This window comes from Pseudoalteromonas sp. Z1A2 (genome assembly GCF_011378755.1).
Classification (GTDB): domain Bacteria; phylum Pseudomonadota; class Gammaproteobacteria; order Enterobacterales; family Alteromonadaceae; genus Pseudoalteromonas; species Pseudoalteromonas distincta.
In genome coordinates, this window is record NZ_WTKX01000003.1 from 253,399 (window position 1) to 274,046 (window position 20,648).

At 39.4% G+C, this 20,648-nt stretch carries 22 protein-coding genes; 10 read left to right on the plus strand and 12 right to left on the minus strand.

Going from position 1 to position 20,648, the window contains the following annotated elements:
- The first annotated feature begins 155 nt into the window (after positions 1–155).
- Complete coding sequence (locus GQR47_RS04060; protein WP_164487638.1) at positions 156–320, plus strand: hypothetical protein; 165 nt, start codon at positions 156–158, stop codon at positions 318–320.
- Between the two features lie 5 nt (positions 321–325).
- On the opposite strand, the gene GQR47_RS04065 is transcribed toward GQR47_RS04060, so the two are convergent.
- Positions 326–1,576, minus strand: a complete 1,251-nt coding sequence (locus GQR47_RS04065) for a multifunctional CCA addition/repair protein (protein ID WP_024597602.1) — start codon at positions 1,574–1,576, stop codon at positions 326–328.
- A gap of 132 nt (positions 1,577–1,708) precedes the next feature.
- Between GQR47_RS04065 and GQR47_RS04070 the strand changes: the two genes are divergently transcribed.
- Complete coding sequence (locus tag GQR47_RS04070) at positions 1,709–1,936, plus strand: hypothetical protein (protein WP_024597601.1); 228 nt, start codon at positions 1,709–1,711, stop codon at positions 1,934–1,936.
- A 30-nt stretch (positions 1,937–1,966) separates the two neighbouring features.
- Here GQR47_RS04070 and GQR47_RS04075 read toward each other — a convergent pair whose 3' ends face one another.
- Genes GQR47_RS04075 through GQR47_RS04090 form a run of 4 tightly spaced genes read right to left on the minus strand, consistent with a single transcriptional unit; the run spans position 1,967 to position 5,832 of the window.
- On the minus strand, positions 1,967–2,467 hold the full coding sequence (locus GQR47_RS04075; protein ID WP_002961636.1) for a DUF1543 domain-containing protein: 501 nt from the start codon (positions 2,465–2,467) through the stop codon (positions 1,967–1,969).
- 8 nt (positions 2,468–2,475) lie between these two features.
- A complete protein-coding gene (locus GQR47_RS04080) occupies positions 2,476–3,825 on the minus strand; it encodes a sigma 54-interacting transcriptional regulator (protein WP_024597600.1) in 1,350 nt (449 codons plus the stop codon).
- A gap of 2 nt (positions 3,826–3,827) precedes the next feature.
- The gene (locus GQR47_RS04085) at positions 3,828–4,373 is read right to left on the minus strand and encodes a hypothetical protein (RefSeq protein ID WP_024597599.1); all 546 of its coding nucleotides are present in this window, start codon (positions 4,371–4,373) and stop codon (positions 3,828–3,830) included.
- Between the two features lies 1 nt (position 4,374).
- Positions 4,375–5,832: a HAMP domain-containing sensor histidine kinase gene (locus tag GQR47_RS04090; RefSeq protein ID WP_024597598.1), complete on the minus strand. Its 1,458-nt coding sequence runs from the start codon at positions 5,830–5,832 to the stop codon at positions 4,375–4,377.
- Between the two features lie 330 nt (positions 5,833–6,162).
- Between GQR47_RS04090 and GQR47_RS04095 the strand changes: the two genes are divergently transcribed.
- From GQR47_RS04095 to GQR47_RS04110, 4 genes are all read left to right on the plus strand, one after another.
- Complete coding sequence (locus GQR47_RS04095) at positions 6,163–6,396, plus strand: EF-hand domain-containing protein (RefSeq protein WP_002961641.1); 234 nt, start codon at positions 6,163–6,165, stop codon at positions 6,394–6,396.
- 24 nt (positions 6,397–6,420) lie between these two features.
- Positions 6,421–6,648, plus strand: coding sequence for a hypothetical protein (locus GQR47_RS04100; RefSeq protein WP_024597597.1), 228 nt, complete (start codon positions 6,421–6,423; stop codon positions 6,646–6,648).
- 186 nt (positions 6,649–6,834) lie between these two features.
- A complete protein-coding gene (locus GQR47_RS04105; RefSeq protein ID WP_024597596.1) occupies positions 6,835–7,071 on the plus strand; it encodes a calcium dependent protein in 237 nt (78 codons plus the stop codon).
- A gap of 9 nt (positions 7,072–7,080) precedes the next feature.
- Positions 7,081–7,317 (plus strand): calcium-binding protein, encoded by a 237-nt coding sequence (locus GQR47_RS04110; RefSeq protein ID WP_024597595.1) that lies wholly within the window; start codon positions 7,081–7,083, stop codon positions 7,315–7,317.
- A 56-nt stretch (positions 7,318–7,373) separates the two neighbouring features.
- Here GQR47_RS04110 and GQR47_RS20440 read toward each other — a convergent pair whose 3' ends face one another.
- The 3 genes from GQR47_RS20440 to GQR47_RS04120 all read right to left on the minus strand — a co-directional run bounded on the left by GQR47_RS20440 (position 7,374) and on the right by GQR47_RS04120 (position 8,417).
- Entirely contained in the window at positions 7,374–7,604 is a 231-nt protein-coding gene (locus GQR47_RS20440) for an energy transducer TonB (protein ID WP_240915857.1), read from the minus strand.
- Between the two features lie 18 nt (positions 7,605–7,622).
- Positions 7,623–7,769 carry a hypothetical protein gene (locus GQR47_RS20445; RefSeq protein ID WP_240915858.1) on the minus strand — a complete coding sequence of 49 codons (147 nt, stop codon included), beginning with the start codon at positions 7,767–7,769 and terminating at the stop codon, positions 7,623–7,625.
- A 165-nt stretch (positions 7,770–7,934) separates the two neighbouring features.
- Positions 7,935–8,417, minus strand: coding sequence for an energy transducer TonB (locus GQR47_RS04120; RefSeq protein WP_024597594.1), 483 nt, complete (start codon positions 8,415–8,417; stop codon positions 7,935–7,937).
- Positions 8,418–8,589: 172 nt separating this feature from the next.
- On the opposite strand from GQR47_RS04120, the gene GQR47_RS04125 reads away from it, so the two are divergent.
- Positions 8,590–10,272, plus strand: a complete 1,683-nt coding sequence (locus GQR47_RS04125; protein ID WP_024597593.1) for an amidohydrolase — start codon at positions 8,590–8,592, stop codon at positions 10,270–10,272.
- A gap of 55 nt (positions 10,273–10,327) precedes the next feature.
- Here the strand turns inward: GQR47_RS04125 and GQR47_RS04130 are convergent, their stop codons facing one another.
- Positions 10,328–11,167 (minus strand): HDOD domain-containing protein, encoded by an 840-nt coding sequence (locus GQR47_RS04130; protein ID WP_002961652.1) that lies wholly within the window; start codon positions 11,165–11,167, stop codon positions 10,328–10,330.
- 296 nt (positions 11,168–11,463) lie between these two features.
- On the opposite strand from GQR47_RS04130, the gene GQR47_RS04135 reads away from it, so the two are divergent.
- Positions 11,464–13,164, plus strand: a complete 1,701-nt coding sequence (locus GQR47_RS04135) for a hypothetical protein (RefSeq protein ID WP_024597592.1) — start codon at positions 11,464–11,466, stop codon at positions 13,162–13,164.
- 35 nt (positions 13,165–13,199) lie between these two features.
- Here GQR47_RS04135 and GQR47_RS04140 read toward each other — a convergent pair whose 3' ends face one another.
- Positions 13,200–13,604 (minus strand): HIT family protein, encoded by a 405-nt coding sequence (locus GQR47_RS04140; protein ID WP_024597591.1) that lies wholly within the window; start codon positions 13,602–13,604, stop codon positions 13,200–13,202.
- Positions 13,605–13,715: 111 nt separating this feature from the next.
- Between GQR47_RS04140 and GQR47_RS04145 the strand changes: the two genes are divergently transcribed.
- Complete coding sequence (locus tag GQR47_RS04145) at positions 13,716–15,941, plus strand: DPP IV N-terminal domain-containing protein (protein WP_154903476.1); 2,226 nt, start codon at positions 13,716–13,718, stop codon at positions 15,939–15,941.
- A 142-nt stretch (positions 15,942–16,083) separates the two neighbouring features.
- Positions 16,084–17,721, plus strand: coding sequence for a methyl-accepting chemotaxis protein (locus tag GQR47_RS04150; RefSeq protein ID WP_154903475.1), 1,638 nt, complete (start codon positions 16,084–16,086; stop codon positions 17,719–17,721).
- Positions 17,722–17,792: 71 nt separating this feature from the next.
- Here GQR47_RS04150 and GQR47_RS04155 read toward each other — a convergent pair whose 3' ends face one another.
- Both GQR47_RS04155 and dinB read right to left on the minus strand, forming a co-directional pair.
- Positions 17,793–19,313, minus strand: a complete 1,521-nt coding sequence (locus tag GQR47_RS04155; protein WP_154903474.1) for a leucyl aminopeptidase family protein — start codon at positions 19,311–19,313, stop codon at positions 17,793–17,795.
- A gap of 129 nt (positions 19,314–19,442) precedes the next feature.
- Positions 19,443–20,495: a DNA polymerase IV gene (dinB, locus tag GQR47_RS04160; protein WP_165723576.1), complete on the minus strand. Its 1,053-nt coding sequence runs from the start codon at positions 20,493–20,495 to the stop codon at positions 19,443–19,445.
- Between the last annotated feature and the right edge of the window lie 153 nt (positions 20,496–20,648).

Sequence of the window (20,648 nt, forward strand, 5' to 3'; positions counted from 1 at the left end):
TCTTAACTCTATATAAATTAACAAATAAACCCCTCTCATCCCTTAAAACCCGCCGGTTACAATTTAGTACAACTTCAAATGTAACTATTCACTTTTTATTCAGTCGAATGACCATACCCTACATCATATTAAAGTATTGAATTGAAGGAATACTCATGAAACCATCACTAGAGCGTGAAGAACTAGACTTTATTTTTGACTTATACAGGCCCTCTAAAAAACCTGAGCCTGAAGAGATAAAACCAAAAAGCACCAATTACAAAGAGCTAAGAAAGCACGACGCGACTAAAAACCAAGGTGTATCGCACTACTTAGTCTAATTTTATTACGCTTGGGACTTCTCATGTTCTAAAAATGCTTTAATGCAGTTTATTTCTGCAAGTTTTACTTCTTCGCCTATTTCAGGGCCTTTTTTGCCATTTTTAAGTGCATCTTGCACTACTTGTTTCTTATCCATTTTTTGCAGTTCAGTATGAATTGCTCGCAGCTTAGCTGCTTGCGGGTATGGCTTATCGACCAGTGTTTCACCACGCCCTTGTGCATCACATTGGCATGCTTGGGTAAACGCTATAAAACGTTCTGGGTGTACCAACGCATTTAAGTTAGTCACTATTAGCTTGTGAATGGTTTGCGGCCTTAACTGATCAATTGTATGGCAAAGGGTGTGATTATCACTGGTGAGTACGCCAACATCACGAAAACGGTTAGGCACTTTTAAGCGCTCACAAAACGCCTCAATAACTGCAACGCCTTCGCGTTCGTGCCCTCGTAGGTTTCCATGCTTTTTAAAACTAAGCGCTTTTCCAAAATCATGGGTAAGTGCAGCAAAACGTGCTTCTAAGTTAAAATTTAAATCAGCTGCACGCCTAAGTACCAACATAGTATGAACAAATACATCCCCTTCAGGATGATGGTTTGCCGGTTGCGGTACATTAACCATGCGCTCAAGTTCTGGAAAAATACCTAAACCTTGCAGTGCTTCAAAATAAAGCTCAGGGTGCTTTTCACCCAGTGCTTTTTCAGTTTCAAGCCACACGCGCTCAGATACTAAATGATTTAGCTCACCTTTATTTTTAAGCTCGCGCATTAATGCATAGGTACTTGGGTGAATACGCCAATCACTGCCATAGCGCGCTAAAAAACGGGCAATACGCAGTACTCGAACAGGGTCTTCTACAAATGCCTCAGTGGTGTGGCGCAGTGTTTTATTTTGTAAGTCAGTTTGGCCATTAAACGGGTCAATAATATTACCGTGTTCATCAAGCGCCATTGAATTTATGGTCAAATCACGCCTTGCTAAATCTTCTTCTAGCGTAACGGTTGGGCTGGCATCAACCACAAAGCCTGTATAGCCTTTGCCACTTTTACGCTCTGTGCGCCCTAGTGCATATTCTTCTTTTGTTTTTGGGTGTAAGTAAACCGGAAAGTCACTACCTATTGGCACAAAACCAAGCGATTCCATCGTTTTTGGTGTTTCCCCAATCACTACATAGTCGTTATCTTTTGATTTTATATTTAGCAGTTTGTCGCGCACTGCACCGCCAACGAGGTAAACTTGTTTTAAGTTACTTTTCACTTTATTCCCAATAACACTTGCCCAATTGTTTGACGCTAATCATATCATTAATTAAAAAATTCTGCGGTATTTGCCAAGCTTAAGTAAGCTCATTACAATGGCGCATTATTTTTAGCTATAGCCTCATAATTAATGAAAAGCCATTCATCAAAAAAAGAACTCATGTTACTACCCATTTTATTAGTGGTTATTTTAATGTGTGTGGCGGGTCACTTTTTACTACAAGCAAATTTTCAAGACAGTAATGTGGTTGAATACATGTTGGCAGCACTGCCGTTTGCTATGTTTGGGTTGGTTATTGTGGCGTTTAAAATGGCGGCTAAAAGCGAAAAAGATGAGCAAAACGAGCAGGACTCTTAATCCTACTCTGTTTTAGCTACTTATTATAATTTAAAGTATGTGATAGCCAAACCAGTCTGGCTTTATCGGCTGCGATATACCGCTTGGCGTGAGCTTAATGTTTAGCTGGCTGTCGAGTAAATCAATGGCAAAGCAATCGTCCACATCATGTAAATCATCTTTATGAATATGACTAAGCCCTGCGAGCAAATCGTTTTTAGCGCGCTCTTTAGCTTCATGGCTACTGCTTGCAACATACAGTGCAAAGTCATGTTGCTCAGCCATGGAATCACTTCTGTAAGCGCCTAAATTTACAAAATAGAGTTGTTTATTTTGCTCCACATAGCTATCAACAACTTCTACTTTAAAGCCATCAATATGATTAATTGCCATGTAGCTATCCATGTGAACACTACTTCTGTCGCCTACCCATTGGCTTTTTAACTTTGAGTAGGTTTGCTCTATATTCTCCCCTACTACAAAACGAATATCATGCATTTCAATGTGGCAACCTTGAATCCGGCCACCTAAATACACCATAAATAACTGCATGCTTTTCCTTAACCTAAATTATCAACATCAATATTATGCTTTTTAATCAACTTATAAAAATCTGAGCGGTTGCGCTTGGCAAGCTTAGCGCCTTCTGCTACGTTACCACCTGCCATTTTTAAAGTGTTAATTACATAGTCGCGCTCAAACTCTTTTTTAGCGTCGTTTAGTGATAATGGTTCTACGTTTGTTTCGTTACTATTTAGCGCAGCTAACACTAAATGCTCTGAAATAACATCGCTTGGCGTTAATGCTACAACCTGCTCTACTACGTTTTGTAATTGGCGGATATTACCTGGCCAATCGTAACGCACAAGTGCATGCATAGCATCGCTTGCAAAGTGTTTTTCAGTTTGGTTCATGCGCTTAGCAATGCTTGCACTAAAATGCTGTGCTAATAAGCTTATATCTTCGCGGCGCTCACACAGTGGCGGTAATTTTAAATTAACTACGTTTAAGCGATAGTATAAATCTTCTCTAAATTGCTGGTTTAAAATAGCTTCAGGAAGATTTTTATGTGTTGCCGACACTATGCGTACATCAATTGCTATCTCTTCTTGAAAACCTACTGGGCGAATTGTTTTTTCTTGTAATACGCGCAGTAACTTAACCTGTAAGTTAAGCGGCATATCGCCAATTTCGTCTAAAAATAACGTGCCACCCTGTGCTTGTTGAAACAAACCTTGGTGATCTTTAATTGCACCCGTAAACGAGCCTTTTTTATGACCAAATAATTCGGACTCTAAAAGCTCCCCTGGTACAGCGCCGCAGTTAATTGCAACAAAAGGGCCACCGCTTACATGGCTATGCTGGTGAATCGCCTGTGCGAGTAATTCTTTACCAGTACCACTAGCCCCCGAAATAAGTACATTAACTTGCGTTGGCCCAAGTAGTTTTACTTGCTCTAACAAGTGCAGCATTGCACCACTGCGCGTAACTATATTACTTTTAGGTGCAGCTTCATCGGCGTTAACACCATGAATTTCTATCGCTTTAGCAAGGCTGTCAAATAGCTCATCTTTATCCACTGGTTTAGTTATGAATGCAAAAATGCCCTGTTTAGTTGCCTCTACTGCATCAGGAATTGAGCCGTGCGCTGTCATCATAATAACAGGTAATGCAGGGTAGCGGCTTTGCAGCTGACGATGCAGTGCCATACCATCCATTTCATCCATGCGTAAGTCGGTTATTACGGCATCAAACACTTGGCTTTTAAGTATTTGTAGTGCGGTTAAGCCGCTTTCGCAGGTTGTCACTTCGTATCCTTTTGATTCGATACGAATAGCGAGCAGTTTTAATAAGCTAGCGTCGTCGTCTACGAGTAATACTTTTGCACCTTGTACTTTAGTTGCGGCCATCGTTACTGCTCCTTCGTTTCTTCTCGTAGTAAAAGTTGCTGCTCAATCGTTGCTAACGATGAGAGGGTTTCTTGCATTTTATTATTAAGTGCTTGTTGCTCTTTTTTAGCATTTATTTGCATAGTTACTTGCTGCTTTTGAAGCCATAAATATTGCTTTATGTCATCAGGCCAAAAGTAAGCAAGATCGAGCTTTAGCAACTTAGTCATTACCGTATTTGGATCATCATTTATGTTTAAGCACATGAACTTAAAAAAGCGTTTAAGCTCGTTTTCGCCTGTAAAAACATCTTTGCTAGGTATCAATTTAAATCCACCACACTGATTAGCGTGCCATGCAATAACTTGCTCTGCAGGAGGATAGCTTGGTTCAATTTTTGGTCTAGGTTTTGGACTAGGATTACTGTTTTTGTCGGTCGTTTTTTTTGTATCGACCACAGGTGCAGGTGTAATTGACACACGCTCTTCTTGCCCATTATTAATTTCACAACCTGATATAACCATGCTGCTACTGAGCACACATAAAATAGCGATTAAACGCAAGCGCATGTTAATTAACTCCTAGATTTTTTGTTATGGGAATTTTAATTGAAAACCGGCAACCATGTGGCTCGTTATGCTCAACACTAAGTGTACCTCTTAGCTGTTCAACAGACTCTTTTACAATAGTTAAACCCAGTCCACTGCCTTGCAGCGTAACATTTTTACTGTGTTTACCTTGATAAAATGCGCTGAAAATTTGAGTTTTTTCTTGCTCTTTAATACCGCACCCTTTATCAAGTACAACGATACAAAGCTGGTTTTGCTCAAGCGCTAAATTAATAGTAACGCTTTGCTTATCCTCTGAAAATTTTAAGCCATTTGAAATAAGCTGAATTAAAATCATCTCAATAAGCTCACTAGGTAAAGCAAGCGGTTTGTTAGGTAAAGTATTTTGCCACTGCAGAGCTTGCTCACGCGCAGTTAAGCGATGCTCAAAATGGCTATTAATTTTATTAATAAGAAGACTAAATTCAACTTCGCTTAAGCTGTCTTTACTGGTGCGAATCGCATTATAACTCAGCAAACTGTCAATCATTGTGCGAAGGCGCACCATAGATTGGCTAATAAGCTCAAGCACTGCTTTTTGCTCAGCGGTAATTGGGCCTACTATTTCATCAGTTAATAAGTCAGTGCCTTCAACCATTGAAGCAAGCGGCGTTTTTAGCTCATGAGTTACATGGCGTAAAAAAGTATCTTTTTGCTGCTCAAGCATATGAAGTTGCTCTTGTACCCATTGGAGCTTTTCTCCTAGCTCAACAAGCTCAGCTGAACCTTTCACAGATATTTTTTGCTGCCAATGCCCCTGCCCAAGCTTATCAATAACCGTAGTTAACCCTTTTAGTCGCCCACTTATACGCCATAAAAAGCCTCCCCCAACAATTAAAGTCAGTGGAATAAGTGCCACCAGCCAATTTATAAATGACGCTTGCAGGCTTGTAAGCTCTTTTTGGTTATTGGTAATTTGCGCTTCGTTTTTATCACGTAACCATAAAGTAAGCTCAGCAACTAAATCGCTCACTGGCACAAATAGCTCAGCTTGCTGTTGTTTTTTCTCAACAAGCTCTACATGCGCGGTTTGTAAGGTGGTATATAAGCGTTGCCATTGGTTGATATACTCTTTATTCGTGTTTACAAATTTGAGTTCATCAATGCTTTGTAGGGATGATTGCCATTTATCAACAATAAGCTTATCTAGCGATTCACTTTTTAATACCCAGTTTTGTCTAGTGGCGCGTTCAAGACTGTTGAGTTCTTGCTTTAAAGTGTTAAACGATTTGGTAACTTGGTAGTTGCTACTCACAATACTTTGAGTAACCGCTAATTGCTTATTAAGCGCATTTAAAAATACGATCACCACTATAGAAAGCGGCAGTAACGAAAGCAGCATACTCATTGCAAATTGCCCAATTAAATTAGGCCGCCAGTTAAGCATTGCTTGGTATTTTTTAGCTATGGTTGCTGGCATTTCGTTTAGTCCTTTTAAGTTAAGCGTTCTATTATTAAGTGCTTACCTTATACACTAGCTGAACCAGCAATTATATTTAATACGATTAACTGCCAGCACTACAAAACAATGTGTCGCCAAATAGAGACAACGTAACTCGTTGATTTTAATAAACTCCCTTTTAACCCCATTAAATAGTGTTGCAAAAGGCGCACAAAAATTACAATAAACCCAGTAAAAACTTCTCACTGGCTTAAAGCTAAAACAATAACCAATTGAAAAATAACAACAATTATTATTGGCACCATTTTTGTAATAGGAGTAATAACTTTAATCAATAAGGAAATAATTATGAACAAACGCATTTTAGTAATTTCATCATTACTGGCTTTAGGCTTTTTAGGCGCTAATGCACACGCAATGGACGTTCACGCGACTTTTAACGAACTTGATAAAGACAGTAACGGCACATTAAGTGAAGCCGAAGCAGGTGAAGATGCTGTGTTACACGAGAATTTTTCTCAAATTGATACTAATCAAGATGGGCAATTGTCGCTAGATGAATTCAAAAAATTTATTCAATAAACTCATTTAATAAGGAACGTGATTATGAAACAACTTATAGCCGCTTTTTCATTAATGTTTTTAGCAATTAGTGCCACCGTAATTGCATCGCCAACAAATGTGCGTTTTGCCCACTTAGATAAAGACATGGACGGACAAATATCAATTGCAGAAGCAAAGGAAGATAAGGAAGTAATGAGACAATTTGCCGACTTAGATGAAGACGGTGATGAAAAGGTCTCAAAAAAAGAATTTGAAAGCTTTAAACCTTAATGAGTAATTACTGATTAAGCTTTACTTAAGCTTGTTATAGGTAAACTGGAATTAAAAGCATTTGCCATAATCCCTGAGGGAGTGTGTAAAAGGATTTAATGTTGGGAGTTAAATTACGGCAAGTGCTTTTTCCTTTTCACTTTATTTTAGCCACAAACTTTAAATACATCTTTTGGAAGGAACACCATGAAGATACTTCCCCTTACTATAAGCATCTTAATGCTATTAAGCTTTGATGCCGCTGCACTTGATGTAAAGCAACGCTTTGATCACCTCGATAGCGACAAAAGTGGCTATTTAACGCATGACGAACTTGATCCCCAACCACAACTATTAAACACATTTATAAAATGGGACAAAAACCAAGATAACCAAATTTCGTTAATCGAATTTAAAAATTACCTTACCAATAACCTCTACTGAGTATTTTTCATGGAAAAAACAAGCTATATAGCGCTTTTTGCGTTTAGTATTTTTAGCACATTAGGCTTTGCTGCAAGCAACAATGTTGCAGAGCAATTTGAAAAACTTGATAGAAACCAGGATGGTTTTTTAACACGTTCAGAAACCGCTGTAGACCCCGCTTTGTGGTCTCGATTTTCAAGCTATGATCAAGACAAAGACGGCAAGCTAACGCTAAGTGAATACAGTTTATATGCAAGTAAGTAGTCTTATAGCTAGGTACACAAACACCTAGCTTATTATATTTATACTATTAATTACGTTCAGACTTTATTTTTAGAACAATGCGCTAAGTACTCTGCATCAGTAGGTTTTGGGCTCACCATAAAATCCATTTTGAGATAAGTTAGAATCGGTTGCTTACTCGTATTTTCAACTGTCGGTTTCCAGCGCCATAAACCCACAGCAGCTGCCGCATCAATATCAAACACGCCCTCAGGGTAAGACGAGACAACCTTATACCCTTGGACTTCACCTTGTGAATTAATTAACATAGCAAACTCAACACAGCCTTAAATACTTTTCTTTGCAGCTTCTATCTGACATCGCGGCTCAACTCTTTTAGCAACATCCCAGTATTCACCTACCTTACTTCGCAGTTCAGGACTTGATAAATCAATAAAACTCGGCATTTCATCGTTTACTTGTTTATCAGACATTGAGCTACAGGCTGTCAGCATCATGCTCAAGGGAGTAATAAATAGAGAGCTTTCATAGCATTCCCTTATTAATTCGTTATAAATAATTTTTTAAGTAGTTGCATCAATTACCTGTTATGCAAACGCACCACCAAAGTGAGATATATAAATACTCCACTTAAAATCTTATGACTTTCTTCTTTCTCCCGTTATTTGAAATGCTTCGCCAGCCGGACAATTCTTTAAATATTTTTCACCTACTGGTTTTGAGTCAATAGTGAAATCAATTCTAATATGAGTAAGAACAGGCTGTTTAGCTACATTTACGTTAGTAGGCAACCAGGCCCATGTACTTAAAGATTGAGCTGCGGCTTCATCAAATAACCCTTTAGGATATGAGGAGGTTACTTTATATCCTTGCGCCCTACCCTCAGAATTAATGATAGTCATGAGTTCTACACAACCTGCAAGACCCTTTTTTGCAGCAGCTATTGGATATTGTGGTTCTGTTCTTGTTAAAATATTCCAATAGTCTTTCACCCTATCGCGCAGCTCAACACTTGATAAATCTATATAATCTAGCTTTTCAACAGTTTCCTCTGTCGTAGGTGTTGCTCCACATGCCGCAAGTAATGAAGTTAATGGGAGTAATAAATAGAGGGCTTTCATAGCGTTTCCTTGTGCTTTATTGATTGTTTTACATACTAAATAATCACATCAATTACCTATTTTGTAAACAGTTAGTAAAGAGAAAAACCTTATAATGAGGCCTATCAATTCATTGGTATTATAAAATCAAGTTTGTTAATGTAAGTAAATTAACAATAAAAATTAAGTAACCATGTCGCTCAAAAAAATAATCAAACCACTCATACTAGCCAGCCTTTGCGCTAGTTCTAGTTACACTATTGCACAAACAAAAGTAATTTATAACGCCAATGGTTATACCCCTTTATACCAAGGTGAAGTACAGCAGTTTACTACCCTCGTTATTAAAAATGGCAAGGTAGTAAAACTAGGTAGCGATACACTTAAAGATAGCTACCCAGATGCCAAGCTAATTGACGCGCACGGTAATACCTTATTACCAGGCTTAATTGATGCTCATGGGCACGTTATTGGCCTTGGCGATAATTTATCGCAACTTGATGTACGCGGTGCAGAATCGGTTGATGAAGCAACGAATAAACTAAAAGTATTTGCCGATAACAAACAAGGTTGGATTATAGGGCGAGGTTGGAACCAAGAGCTTTGGGCTGATACACGCTTTCCTACTGCTAAAGATTTAGACAAAGTAGTTAACGATCGACCTGTGGTGCTTTCTCGAGTTGATAGCCACGCCATTTGGGTTAATTCAAAAGCGCTCGAACTTGCAGGTATTACCGCCCAAACAAAAGCACCTGAAGGCGGTGAGATAATTAAAGACGAATTTGGCAATCCTACGGGTATTTTTGTAGACAAAGCAGAATCGCTAATTACCCAGCATATGCCAGCCCCTTCAAAACAAGATATAAGTGACTCACTTGATGCAGCAGGTAAACATTTATTAAGTTTAGGCATTACCTCTACTCACGATGCAGGTATTGATAAAACCACATGGGAGGTTTATAAAGAGCGCGGCGACCTTGGTAATTTACCGCTACGTATTGTGGCAATGTTAAGTGGTGCAAGCCCTGATTTAGACACAATGTTAAAGGCAGGCCGATACCACGACAAAAATGACTTTATGGAAATTCGCAGTGTTAAAGTTTACGCCGATGGCGCATTGGGCTCTCGTGGTGCAGCACTTATTGAAGAATATGCAGACAGACCTGGTCACCATGGTTTAATGCTTGAAACACAAGAGAAACTCGAAGCACTCTTTACACAAAGCTTTAAAAGCGGCTTTAGCGCAAATACTCACGCCATTGGCGACAAAGCAAATAAAGTAGTACTTGATGCCTATCAAAATGTATTTAAAAAAACGGGCGGTATATTACTACGAAACCGAATAGAGCACGCCCAAATTGTAACCCCTGATGATATCCCTCGCTTTAAAGCGTTAAAAATAATCCCTTCAATGCAGCCAGTGCATGCCACTTCAGATATGCATATGGCAGAGCAGCGTTTAACTGAAAAACAACTAAGCGGCGCCTACGCGTGGCAAACATTTTTACAGCAAGGTTCGGTTGTTGCTGCGGGCTCTGATTACCCTGTAGAGCTTGCAAATCCATTTGATGGTTTGTATTCAGCAATTACACGCATGGACCATAACAAACTACCGGAAAACGGCTGGCGCGCAAGTGAAGTACTAAGCCGCGAAGATGCATTACGTGCATTTACGCTTGGTGGCGCCTATGCAGCTCATCAAGAATTTAAGGTGGGTAGTTTAGAAAAAGGTAAATGGGCCGACTTTATTTTAATTGATAAAGACTACTTTAAAGTGCCTGTTGACGAGATATACAAAACAAACGTACTGCAAACGTGGGTAGCAGGAATAAAGCGATACGAAAAAACTAAGACAGAAAATACCACCGAAAAATAAAACTAAAAAAGGGTTAACGCAAGTTAACCCTTTTTGGTTGTGTAGGAAGGCACTTTTAGCTAAACATGTTTTTCACATCTTTTAGCATGTCGTTGTACTCATCACTTGTGAATAGCTGCATAGACGGTATAACGCCTTTGTCTATATACGTTTGCAGCGCTGCCGACTTATCAGAAACTTGTAACGTGCCCTCTAAAATAGCCCCTACTCGAATAAAATCCACGTAACTTACTTTTTCAGGTTTGTAACTTGGGTCAGCCCAGCTCTGAGCTACATCAACAAACTCTTTAGGGAATTCCCACGCTTGCATAATAGATGAGCCAATTTTTCCACTCAGCTTTTGAATTGCATGAGCCAAAAAGCTTGGATTAGCAAATACCTCTGGGTGGCGCTCAGCTTCAGTTAAAATTGGTAATACACCAATATTATAAACAAGTGCGGCGAGTGTAATAGAATCGCGGTTTAGTGACGTGTGCTTACTATTTTTTAAATAAAACTCCATGAGTGATATTGAATGGCTAGCAACGGTTAATGTTTTTTGCCATGCCTTACCCATGTAGCCTTTAATTAGCTCATTATTTGATACAAATAATTGTTCCATAGCCATAGCTGTAGCAATGTTTTTAATTTGACGTAATCCAATACGAGTCACTGCTTGTTGTAAATTAGATACTTTTACAGAACGTCCCATAATCGCACTATTAGCTACTTTTATCATACGAGCTGAAAGCGCTGGATCTTGTGAGATTACATCTGACATTTGGATTAAATTCACATCTGGGTTATCTGCAGCTTGGCGAACCTTAATCGCTACTTCAGGTAGCGTTGGTAAAACCAACGTATCGTTATTTATTCTATCGACTAGAATCGTTAATAAAGCGTTTTCTGTAGACATAAAGCTGCCATCCTTTTGTGTTCAGCCTGTAAAGTAACTGCAAACTCAGGCAGTTAATTTTCGTATTAGTAATATAATTAGTATTGTCTAACTTACCGATAAAGTTAAGAAAATTATAGAAGTTTATTTTTATTTATAATGCTTTACCGCTCATGCTTGCCTTACAACGCCAAATACTTGCTATTTACCATTTAGTTTTGCTTTAATGCACTCACAATAAGGAAGCGTTTGTACATACTTAATATTTTAACTAAAGCAGTACAAATTATTAAACTTACTTTTTAACAGGCAATATAATGATCTTAAATAAAATTAGCCAAGCAATTATGCTCTCTGGTGTTGTTTTTCTTAGCGCATGTTCTGAACAAGCGCCGTCTTCTACCGACAACACAGCCGTAGAGCTTGCTCAAAAAAGCAGTGCACAGTCAGGCCCTAAACTTATTAATGCAGATAAACAACGTTTAGATATTTACACCGACTTTAGCTTACAAAGTGATTTATCGCACTTAAGCGATAATCAACGAGCAATGGTTGCAAAGCTTATTGACGCTTCAAAAATAATGGATGAGTTATTTTGGAAGCAAGCATTTGGTGAAAATAAAGATGCTTTTTTAGCAAAACTAAACGATGAAAAAGTACGTAAATTTGCTGATATTAACTATGGTCCATGGGATCGTTTAAATGGTGATGAAGCATTTTTATCCAGCTATAAAGAAAAACCTCTTGGCGCACAGTTTTACCCTGCTGATATAACCAAAGAAGAGTTAAACAATGCAGACGTTGAAGATAAAACAGGGCTTTATTCTGTAATTAAGCGTGATGAGCAAGGTAAGCTTTACAGCGTGCCTTATTCAAAAGAATACGCTGATGAGCTTGCAAAAGCCGCTGATATTTTACGTGAAGCAAGCAAACTTGCTGACGATAAAGAATTTGCTAACTATCTAAACTTGCGTGCCGATGCTCTACAAAAAGATGACTTTCAAGTATCTGACTTTGCTTGGATGGATATGAAAAATAACCCAGTAGATGTGGTTATTGGTCCAATTGAAACTTATGAAGATCAATTATTTGGTTACCGCGCAGCTTATGAATCTTACGTACTTATTAAAGATTTAAAATGGAGCGAACGCTTAGCTAAGTTTGCAGCATTTTTACCTGAACTTCAAAAAGGCTTACCTGTAGATGCTAAGTACAAACAAGAAGTACCAGGCTCTGACGCCGACCTAAATGCATATGATGTTGTTTACTACGCTGGGCATTCAAACGCAGGTAGTAAAACAATAGCAATTAACTTACCAAACGATGAGCAAGTACAGCTAGAAAAAGGAACTCGTCGTCTGCAACTTAAAAACGCAATGCGTGCTAAATTTGATAAAATTTTAGTGCCAATTTCAGAGCAGTTAATTGTACCAGAGCAGCGTAAACACATTACTTTTGATGCATTTTTTGCCAATACGATGTTCCATGAAGTGGCTCACGGTTTAGGTATTAAAAATACAATCACAGGTAAAGGTACTGTTCGTCAATCACTACAAGAACACGCAAGTGCCCTTGAAGAAGGTAAAGCCGATATTTTAGGTCTATACATGATTGAACAGTTACTTAAAAAAGGCGAAATTACTGAAGGCACTATTGAAGATTATTACACGACCTTCATGGCAGGTATATTCCGCTCAGTTCGTTTTGGAGCATCAAGCGCGCATGGTAAAGCAAATATGATCCGCTTTAACTTTTTTGCTCAAGAAGGTGCTTTTTCTAAAAATGAAAAAGGCTTATACCGCGTTAATATGGAAAAAATGAGCATTGCAATGGCTAAGCTTTCTCGCTTAATTTTAACTCTGCAAGGTGATGGCGATTACGAAAAAGTAGATCAACTAATTGCAACGCATGGCGACATTAAAGAAGAACTTGCTAAAGACTTAGAAAAACTAAGTAAAGCTAATATCCCTGTAGATGTAACATTTAAGCAAGGTAAGGAAATACTAGGGCTTAAATAAGTTTAGTTAGTTAAACCCTAAAAAAGCGTTGCAGCTTAAAACTGCAGCGCTTTTTTTAGCTCTGTGATTTGTAGATCTGTATAAGGCACTGCTGGGTGTTTACCCCATATTGGCGCAGGCCATGCAGCATCACTCGTAAAACGCGCAATATGATGAATATGCAATTGCGGCACCATATTACCTAAAGCCGCTATGTTTAATTTATCAGGTTTAAATACATCCATTAATAATTTACTTAGCTTGGCTGACTCTTTTAAATAAACAATTTGATCATCCTCAGATAAATCAATTATCTCTTTTAAGTTAGCCTGCCTAGGCACTAATACAAACCACGGATACAAGCTGTCGTTCAATAAAAGTACTTTACACAACGGCCAATCGGCAAGTTCTATACAGTCGCGTTTAAGTTCTGGCGCTAGTTTAAATTCAGGGTGAGTCATTGCTATGTCCTACTTTGTCTTTGATAATCGCCACTTTATAGCATTTAGTTGCAGTTGCACACGCTTGGCTTTACCATCAAAGCAATATTTATAATAAGCTAAGGCAACCTTGTGCTAAAAAAAATAAAACACCTCTCACTAGCTATACCGTTAATGGTTGGCGCTATTAGTGTTCAAGCAAAACCTTTATCGCTGGAGCGAATTTTTGACGATCCGAGCCTTTCTGGTAAATCACCTGTACAACTTAAATTTTCGCCTGACGGCAGCCGTGTAACTTACCTACAAGGCAAAAGCGATGACTACAACCGCTACGATTTATGGGAATACAATCTAAAAGATAACACCAACCGTGTGCTAGTTGATTCAGCAAAGTTATTTTCAGGCCCAGAAAACCTATCAGATGAAGAAAAAGCACGCCGCGAACGCCAACGTATTTTTGGTAAAGGCATACTTGAATACAAATGGTCTAAAGATGGCAAAGCACTTTTATTCCCACTCAATGGCGACCTTTATTATTACGATTTAGCCTCTGCTAAAAGTAAAAAACTAACCGACACTGAAACATTTGAAACCGATGCACGCTTTTCACCTAAAGGTAACTACGTATCGTTTATTCGAGAGCAAAACCTATTCGCTTTAGAGCTTGAATCTGGTAAAGAGATTCAGCTTAGTAAAGATGGCGGCGGCGTAATTAAAAACGGCATGGCCGAATTTGTTGCTCAAGAAGAAATGAGCCGTATGACAGGTTACTGGTGGTCAGGTGATGAAACTAAAATTGCCTATACCCGCGTTGACGAAACCCCTGTAAAAGAAGCTATCCGTAACGAAATTTACGCTGATGAAGTTAAATTATTTAACCAGCGCTACCCGTTTACAGGTACCGATAATGTTAAAATTCAACTTGGTGTGGTTAAGCTAAACGACCAAAAAGTAGATTGGATTGATTTAGGTAAAGATGAAGACATTTACATTGCACGCGCTAAATGGCTAAAAGACGGCAATACACTGTCGTACCAATGGCAAAATCGCTCGCAACATAAATTAGAACTGCGTTTTTATAACAGCGAAACTAAAGCCCAAAAAGTAGCGCTGACCGAAAATAGCGAAACGTGGATAAACCTACATTTTGATCTTGAGTTTTTAAAAGACAAAAAACACTTTGTATGGGCATCTGAGCGCGACGGCTTTAAACATTTATATCTGTATCGTACAAACGGTCAACTTGTTCGCCAAATTACCTCAGGTGACTGGGCTGTTGATAGCTTAAAAGGTATTGATGAGAAAAAAGGCATTGTTTACTTTGCCGGTCGAAAAGATACACCGCTTGAAAGCCATTTATACAGCGCGCCTTTATTTAAAAAAGGCGATGCCAAACGTATTACCGAAAAAGGTCAGTACCACAATGTTGTGCTAGCAAAGGACAGCAAAACCTTTATCGATAATAGCTCTTCTGATAATAAACCAAACTCAGCAGCACTTCGTAAAGTAAACGGTGAATTTATTACCTGGCTTGAAGAAAATAAGCTTGATAGTAGCCACCCCCTTACTCCTTATTTAAGCGACTTAACAAAACCAGAATACGGCACAATTAAAGCCGATGATGGTCAAGTTATGCATTACCGTTTATTTAAGCCTAGCGCCATTGCTGATGGCAAAAAGCACCCTGTTATTGTTAACGTATACGGCGGCCCGCATGCTCAACGAGTGACGAATAGCTGGCGCAGTAAAAACTTGTACTTTCAGTACATGGCGCAACAAGGTTATGTAATTTTTCAACTGGATAACCGTGGTTCGTACAACCGTGGTAAAAAGTTTGAAGATGCTATTTATAAACATTTAGGTGTGGTTGAAGTTGCCGATCAAATTAAAGGCGTAGAGTTTTTACGTACACTTGATTACGTTGATCCACAACGCATCGGTGTTTATGGCCACAGCTACGGCGGCTACATGGCGCTTATGACTATGTTTAAAGCGGGCGATTACTTTCAAGCCGGCGTATCAGGTGCTCCAGTAACCGATTGGGCTCTATACGATACACATTACACAGAGCGTTATTTAGGTCACCCCGATACAAATGCTAAAGGCTATGAAGACAGCGCAGTATTTCCATATGCTGATGGCTTAAAAGGCCCATTAATGATTTACCATGGAATGGCTGATGACAACGTATTGTTTACGCATTCAACTAAGTTGTTTAAACAGCTGCAAGATAACGAAAAGCAGTTTGAAATGATGACCTACCCAGGCTCTAAGCACAGCCTACGCGGTAAACAAGTGCAAACACACTTGCATCAAACAATTACAAACTTCTTTAATCGCCATTTTGACGTTAAATAAGCAAGTAAAGTAATAACAGACTAAAGGCTGATTGATAAATCAGCCTTTTTTTTGCATTAATAGGCGTTAAGCCTAGATTAAACTCTTTTTTTAGCTACGCTTATTCTATGCGCTAAAGCGCACACTTTTTGAGGATAAATGTATGCCTAATCTACGAAGTTTTAGTATATCCCAGCGTTTTTCACTGTTAATAGCCATCGTTGTATTTGGACTAATAATACTTAGTATATCGAGCCTAACTCATCAATATAGTTCGCTAAAAGACGAGCAATACATAAAAACACAAAATGTAGTAGAAACGGCGTACAGTATAATCGAGCACTATTATGCGCTTGAACAAGATAACACTCTCACTCAACAACAAGCTCAATCACAAGCACTTAATGCAATAAAAGCACTGCGCTACGACAAAACCAATTACTTTTGGATTAACAATTACCAGCCAACAATGGTTATGCACCCTATAAAACCTGCGCTTGATGGAAAAGATTTAACTAATAACAAGGACCCTGACGGCAAAGCATTGTTTGTTGATATGGTAAATATAGTTAAACGCTCTGGCGAGGGATTTATCCCTTATAAATGGCCAAAACCAGGTAAAGATAAACCGGTTGAAAAAATCGCATTTGTTAAAGGTTTTAATCAATGGCAGTGGATTATTGGCTCGGGTGTTTACCTTGATTCAATTGACGAAGCATTTAGCGAGCAACGTAACCTTATAGTCATCAGTGCAATAATTATGATTATTGCTGTTATTTTACTTAGTTACTTTATAGGTAAGAGTATTTTAATACCGACTCGCTTAGCAGCCGATATGATGAAAGACATTTCTCAAGGCGAAGGCGATTTAACTCGTAAATTAAATGAATCCGGTAATGATGAAATATCTGAACTATCACGTTCATTTAATTTATTTGCTCTAAAAATGCGAGAGTCACTTGTTCATGTAGCACAAAGTGCAAACGATGTAAGCGAACATGCGCATACAGTTGACGACTCAAGTAGAACAAGCCACTCATTTATTGAGCTTCAAAACGATAGTTCAACCCAAGTTGCAGCTGCCATGGAGCAAATGACTCACCAAATACACGATGTGAGCCGTAACGCTGAAGCCGCAGAGCAAGCAGCTAAGGATGCAGCACAAAATGCATCAACGGGTAAAAATGTGGTTGCGCAAACAATTACAGCAATAGAAACACTCTCAAGCAACATTGAAACAGTCAGCCGTGTAACAGAAGATTTAGCCAACGAGAGCCATAATATAGGATCTGTGCTTGATGTAATAAGAAGCATATCAGAACAGACAAACTTACTGGCATTAAACGCTGCCATTGAAGCTGCTCGCGCAGGAGAGCATGGTCGAGGATTTGCTGTTGTTGCTGATGAAGTAAGAACATTGGCCAGTCGTACAGGGCAAAGTACTGACGAAATTCAAACCATGATCACTAAACTACAAGAAGGTGCAAAAGCAGCAGTAGAAGCAGTTAAATCAAGCCAAGCACTTTCAGTTTCTACCGTAGAGCAGGCGTCATCTGCCAATACTTCACTTAATGAAATAGAACGACTTGTTTCAATTATTACCGAAATGAACAGCCAAATAGCACGTGCCACAGAGCAACAAACGCAAGCTGCCGACGAGGTTAATTTGCGTATAAATGAGCTATCTCAATCAACTGAGCAATCATTAAATAATACTAAGCAGCTTACCGATGCCAGTGATAATCTCAAACAAAGTAGCGAAGGTCTTTCGAGCGTAGTTAATCGTTTTAAATTAGATTAATCGATAGCGTTCTCATAAAATGCAAAAGCCCTGAATTAACAGGGCTTTTTTATTACATGTAAGTTTTTAGCTTACAAACAATAACGTGCAAACAAGCTCGTTACTGATGCAGCTGTTGGCTTACCATGCTGCCAATCACCGCCTTCAACACCGCTACCTGCTATATCCATATGAACATAAGGTAGAGGCTGTGCAGAGTCATTACCGTGCTTATCAAGCCCACCAACAATAGCCATAAACGCCATAGGGAACTGATGTCCACGAGCAGTAACGGCAGATGCTGCGTTATTGCTAGATAAAACATCGTCAGCTAGCGTACGTGGTTTAATAAAGTCGTAGTCTTCACGGCGTGAACGCGATACTTCAGCGCCATCGGCCCACAAATCTCCAAGGTCAGCTATTTGACGTGAAACACCAGCACTACGAGCTGGACCATTTTCAACATACGCACCGTAAGGACCCATTGCACGTGCCGCATGACCCGTTAATGTAGCAACAGTAAACAGCGTTGGGTTAATCTCACCTTTAGCTAAATCTTTCATTTCGCTAAGCAGGTCGCCCATTGCTAAACGCCCTTCTGCATCGGTATTACCAATACGTACACGAACACCTTCACGGCTAGTAATAATTTCATCTGGCACAAAACAATCTGAGCCAATAGAGTTGCGAACAACAGCTAAGTACGAGACCACTTTAACGCCTTTAGGCTGATAATCAGCAACGGCTTTCATAAAGCCCGCAACAGAAGCTGCGCCGCCTTTATCACGGCTCATGCCTGCCATATGGCCGCCTACTTTTAAATCTGCACCGCCTGTATCGTATACAAGGCCCTTACCTACAAACATAAGTGTGCGAGTAATTTCGCCCTCTGGTACATATTCAAGCTTAACAACTCGTGGGTGATGGCGCTCAACTGCATACGATGCGCGAGCAACTGTACTTAGCATTGGGTAGTTTTTATCAATAGCTGCAATATCATCAATTACGTCAACCGCAATGTTTGAGCCTTTAAACAATTCAACGCAGTAATCAGCAAAACGTGGGGGAGCCATACGCTCAGGTTCAGTACCACACAGGTCACGCGCTGCATATTGGCCTGCTGCAATTGCATTAACAGCTTTAATAGTTTGCTCGCTCGCGCCAACTAAACCAATCTGTGTAATTGGTTCAATGCTTTCACCGTGATATTCACGCGCTTCTAATGGCTGCCATAAGGCTTGGCAAGCGCCTAAATAAGCAACTTCTAAAGCATGCTGATAACGGCTATCGCCATTTAAATTTGTTAAAAATAATGCTGGGTTAACACTGCCCGACGCTTTTGCTTCGTTAATTGCTAATTTAGCAGCATCAAAATAACGACGCACGTCGTCGTAATCTCTATTTAACGGACCGGTTGGCGCAAGTACAACGCGCTTGTTTTCAATTACTAATAAAGTAACTTGCTTACCGATGCGAGAATCTACGTTTGCTTGAGCTAAAATAGCATCACGTAATGAGTTATTTGGTAACTGAGAAAAGTCATTACTAATAATAATAAGCGCATCATGAGATGTGCATTCAAGGCTTGCACTAACCGCTTGAGGGTATGCCATAAATAAGGTCCTGTTAGAAAACATAAGCCCCTATTATCGTCGATTTAAATATTGAAGACCAGCAAGGAGCGATGAGCTAATCACATAACCTATCAATAAATGGCAACTTGGAGTTACAGGCTTTACAGCTTAATCGAGAATACTAAGTTGGAAGTTTTGCTCTGGCTCGTTTTTAATGCCAACGCCTATGCCAAGTAATCTTACAGGCTGTTGTAGCCCACGCTGGTAGGCCTTAGTAAGTAGTTGAACAAATATTTCTGTGTTGAGCTCGTGGTATACCTGATCGGCAGAGGTCACTACAAAATTTGCAAACTTCACCTTAACACTCAATTTATTAATACGGTTTCGTAACTGCTGTTTATTAAGCCTTAAAACTAATTCGTCTAACAACCTTGGCAGCTCATCTAAGCACTCTTGCAAACTTGTTTTGTTGTACTCGTAGGTATGTTCAACACTCAGCGATTTTCTTATACGATCTGTGGATACTTTACCAACATACTCACCTGCACATTTTTGATAAAGCGACACACCAAAATTACCCACATGTTGCTGCATCCAGTTAACGCCTTTTTCACGTACATCCTTGCCGGTATATAAGCCTTTTAAATTTAGCTTTTCGAGCGTTACTTTACCCACCCCCGGGATTTTCCCCAGCGGTAATTGCGCTAAAAAGTCATCGATCTCATGAGGCAAAACGACAAATTGACCATTCGGTTTTTTTTCGTCGCTGGCTATTTTGGCAATAAATTTAATCGGTGCAATGCCTGCTGATGCAGTGAGCCCGGTGGCATTGTAAATATCGGCTCTTATTTGCTGTGCAATAAGTGTGGCACTGCCTTTACAAGCGGTGCTGTCTGTTACATCTAGGTAGGCTTCGTCTAAAGAAAGAGGTTCAACTAAATCTGTGTAGCGGCTAAATACTTCACGTATTTGATTTGAAGCTTCTTTGTATACAGCCATGCGCCCAGGGACAATAACTAAATCGGGGCATAATTGTTTAGCATGATAGTTCGACATAGCCGATCGCACGCCATATTCTCTAGCTATATAGTTAGCGGTTGAGAGCACGCCTCGTCGGCTATTGCCTCCAATAGCAAGCGGTACACATGCAAGTTTTGGATTATCTCGCATTTCTACTGCTGCATAAAAGCAATCCATGTCTATGTGAATAAACTTCTTCATCACCACAACAATAACTGGTTATTTATACAGTCATTATTATAGAATCAAATGTGATAAGCAAGCCTAGGGCCTGTTTATCTTTCGAGGTTAAATTTGCAGCAGTATGTTTGGTATTTAGGCAAGGCAGAGCCTATGTAGTGTGGTTATTCCCCA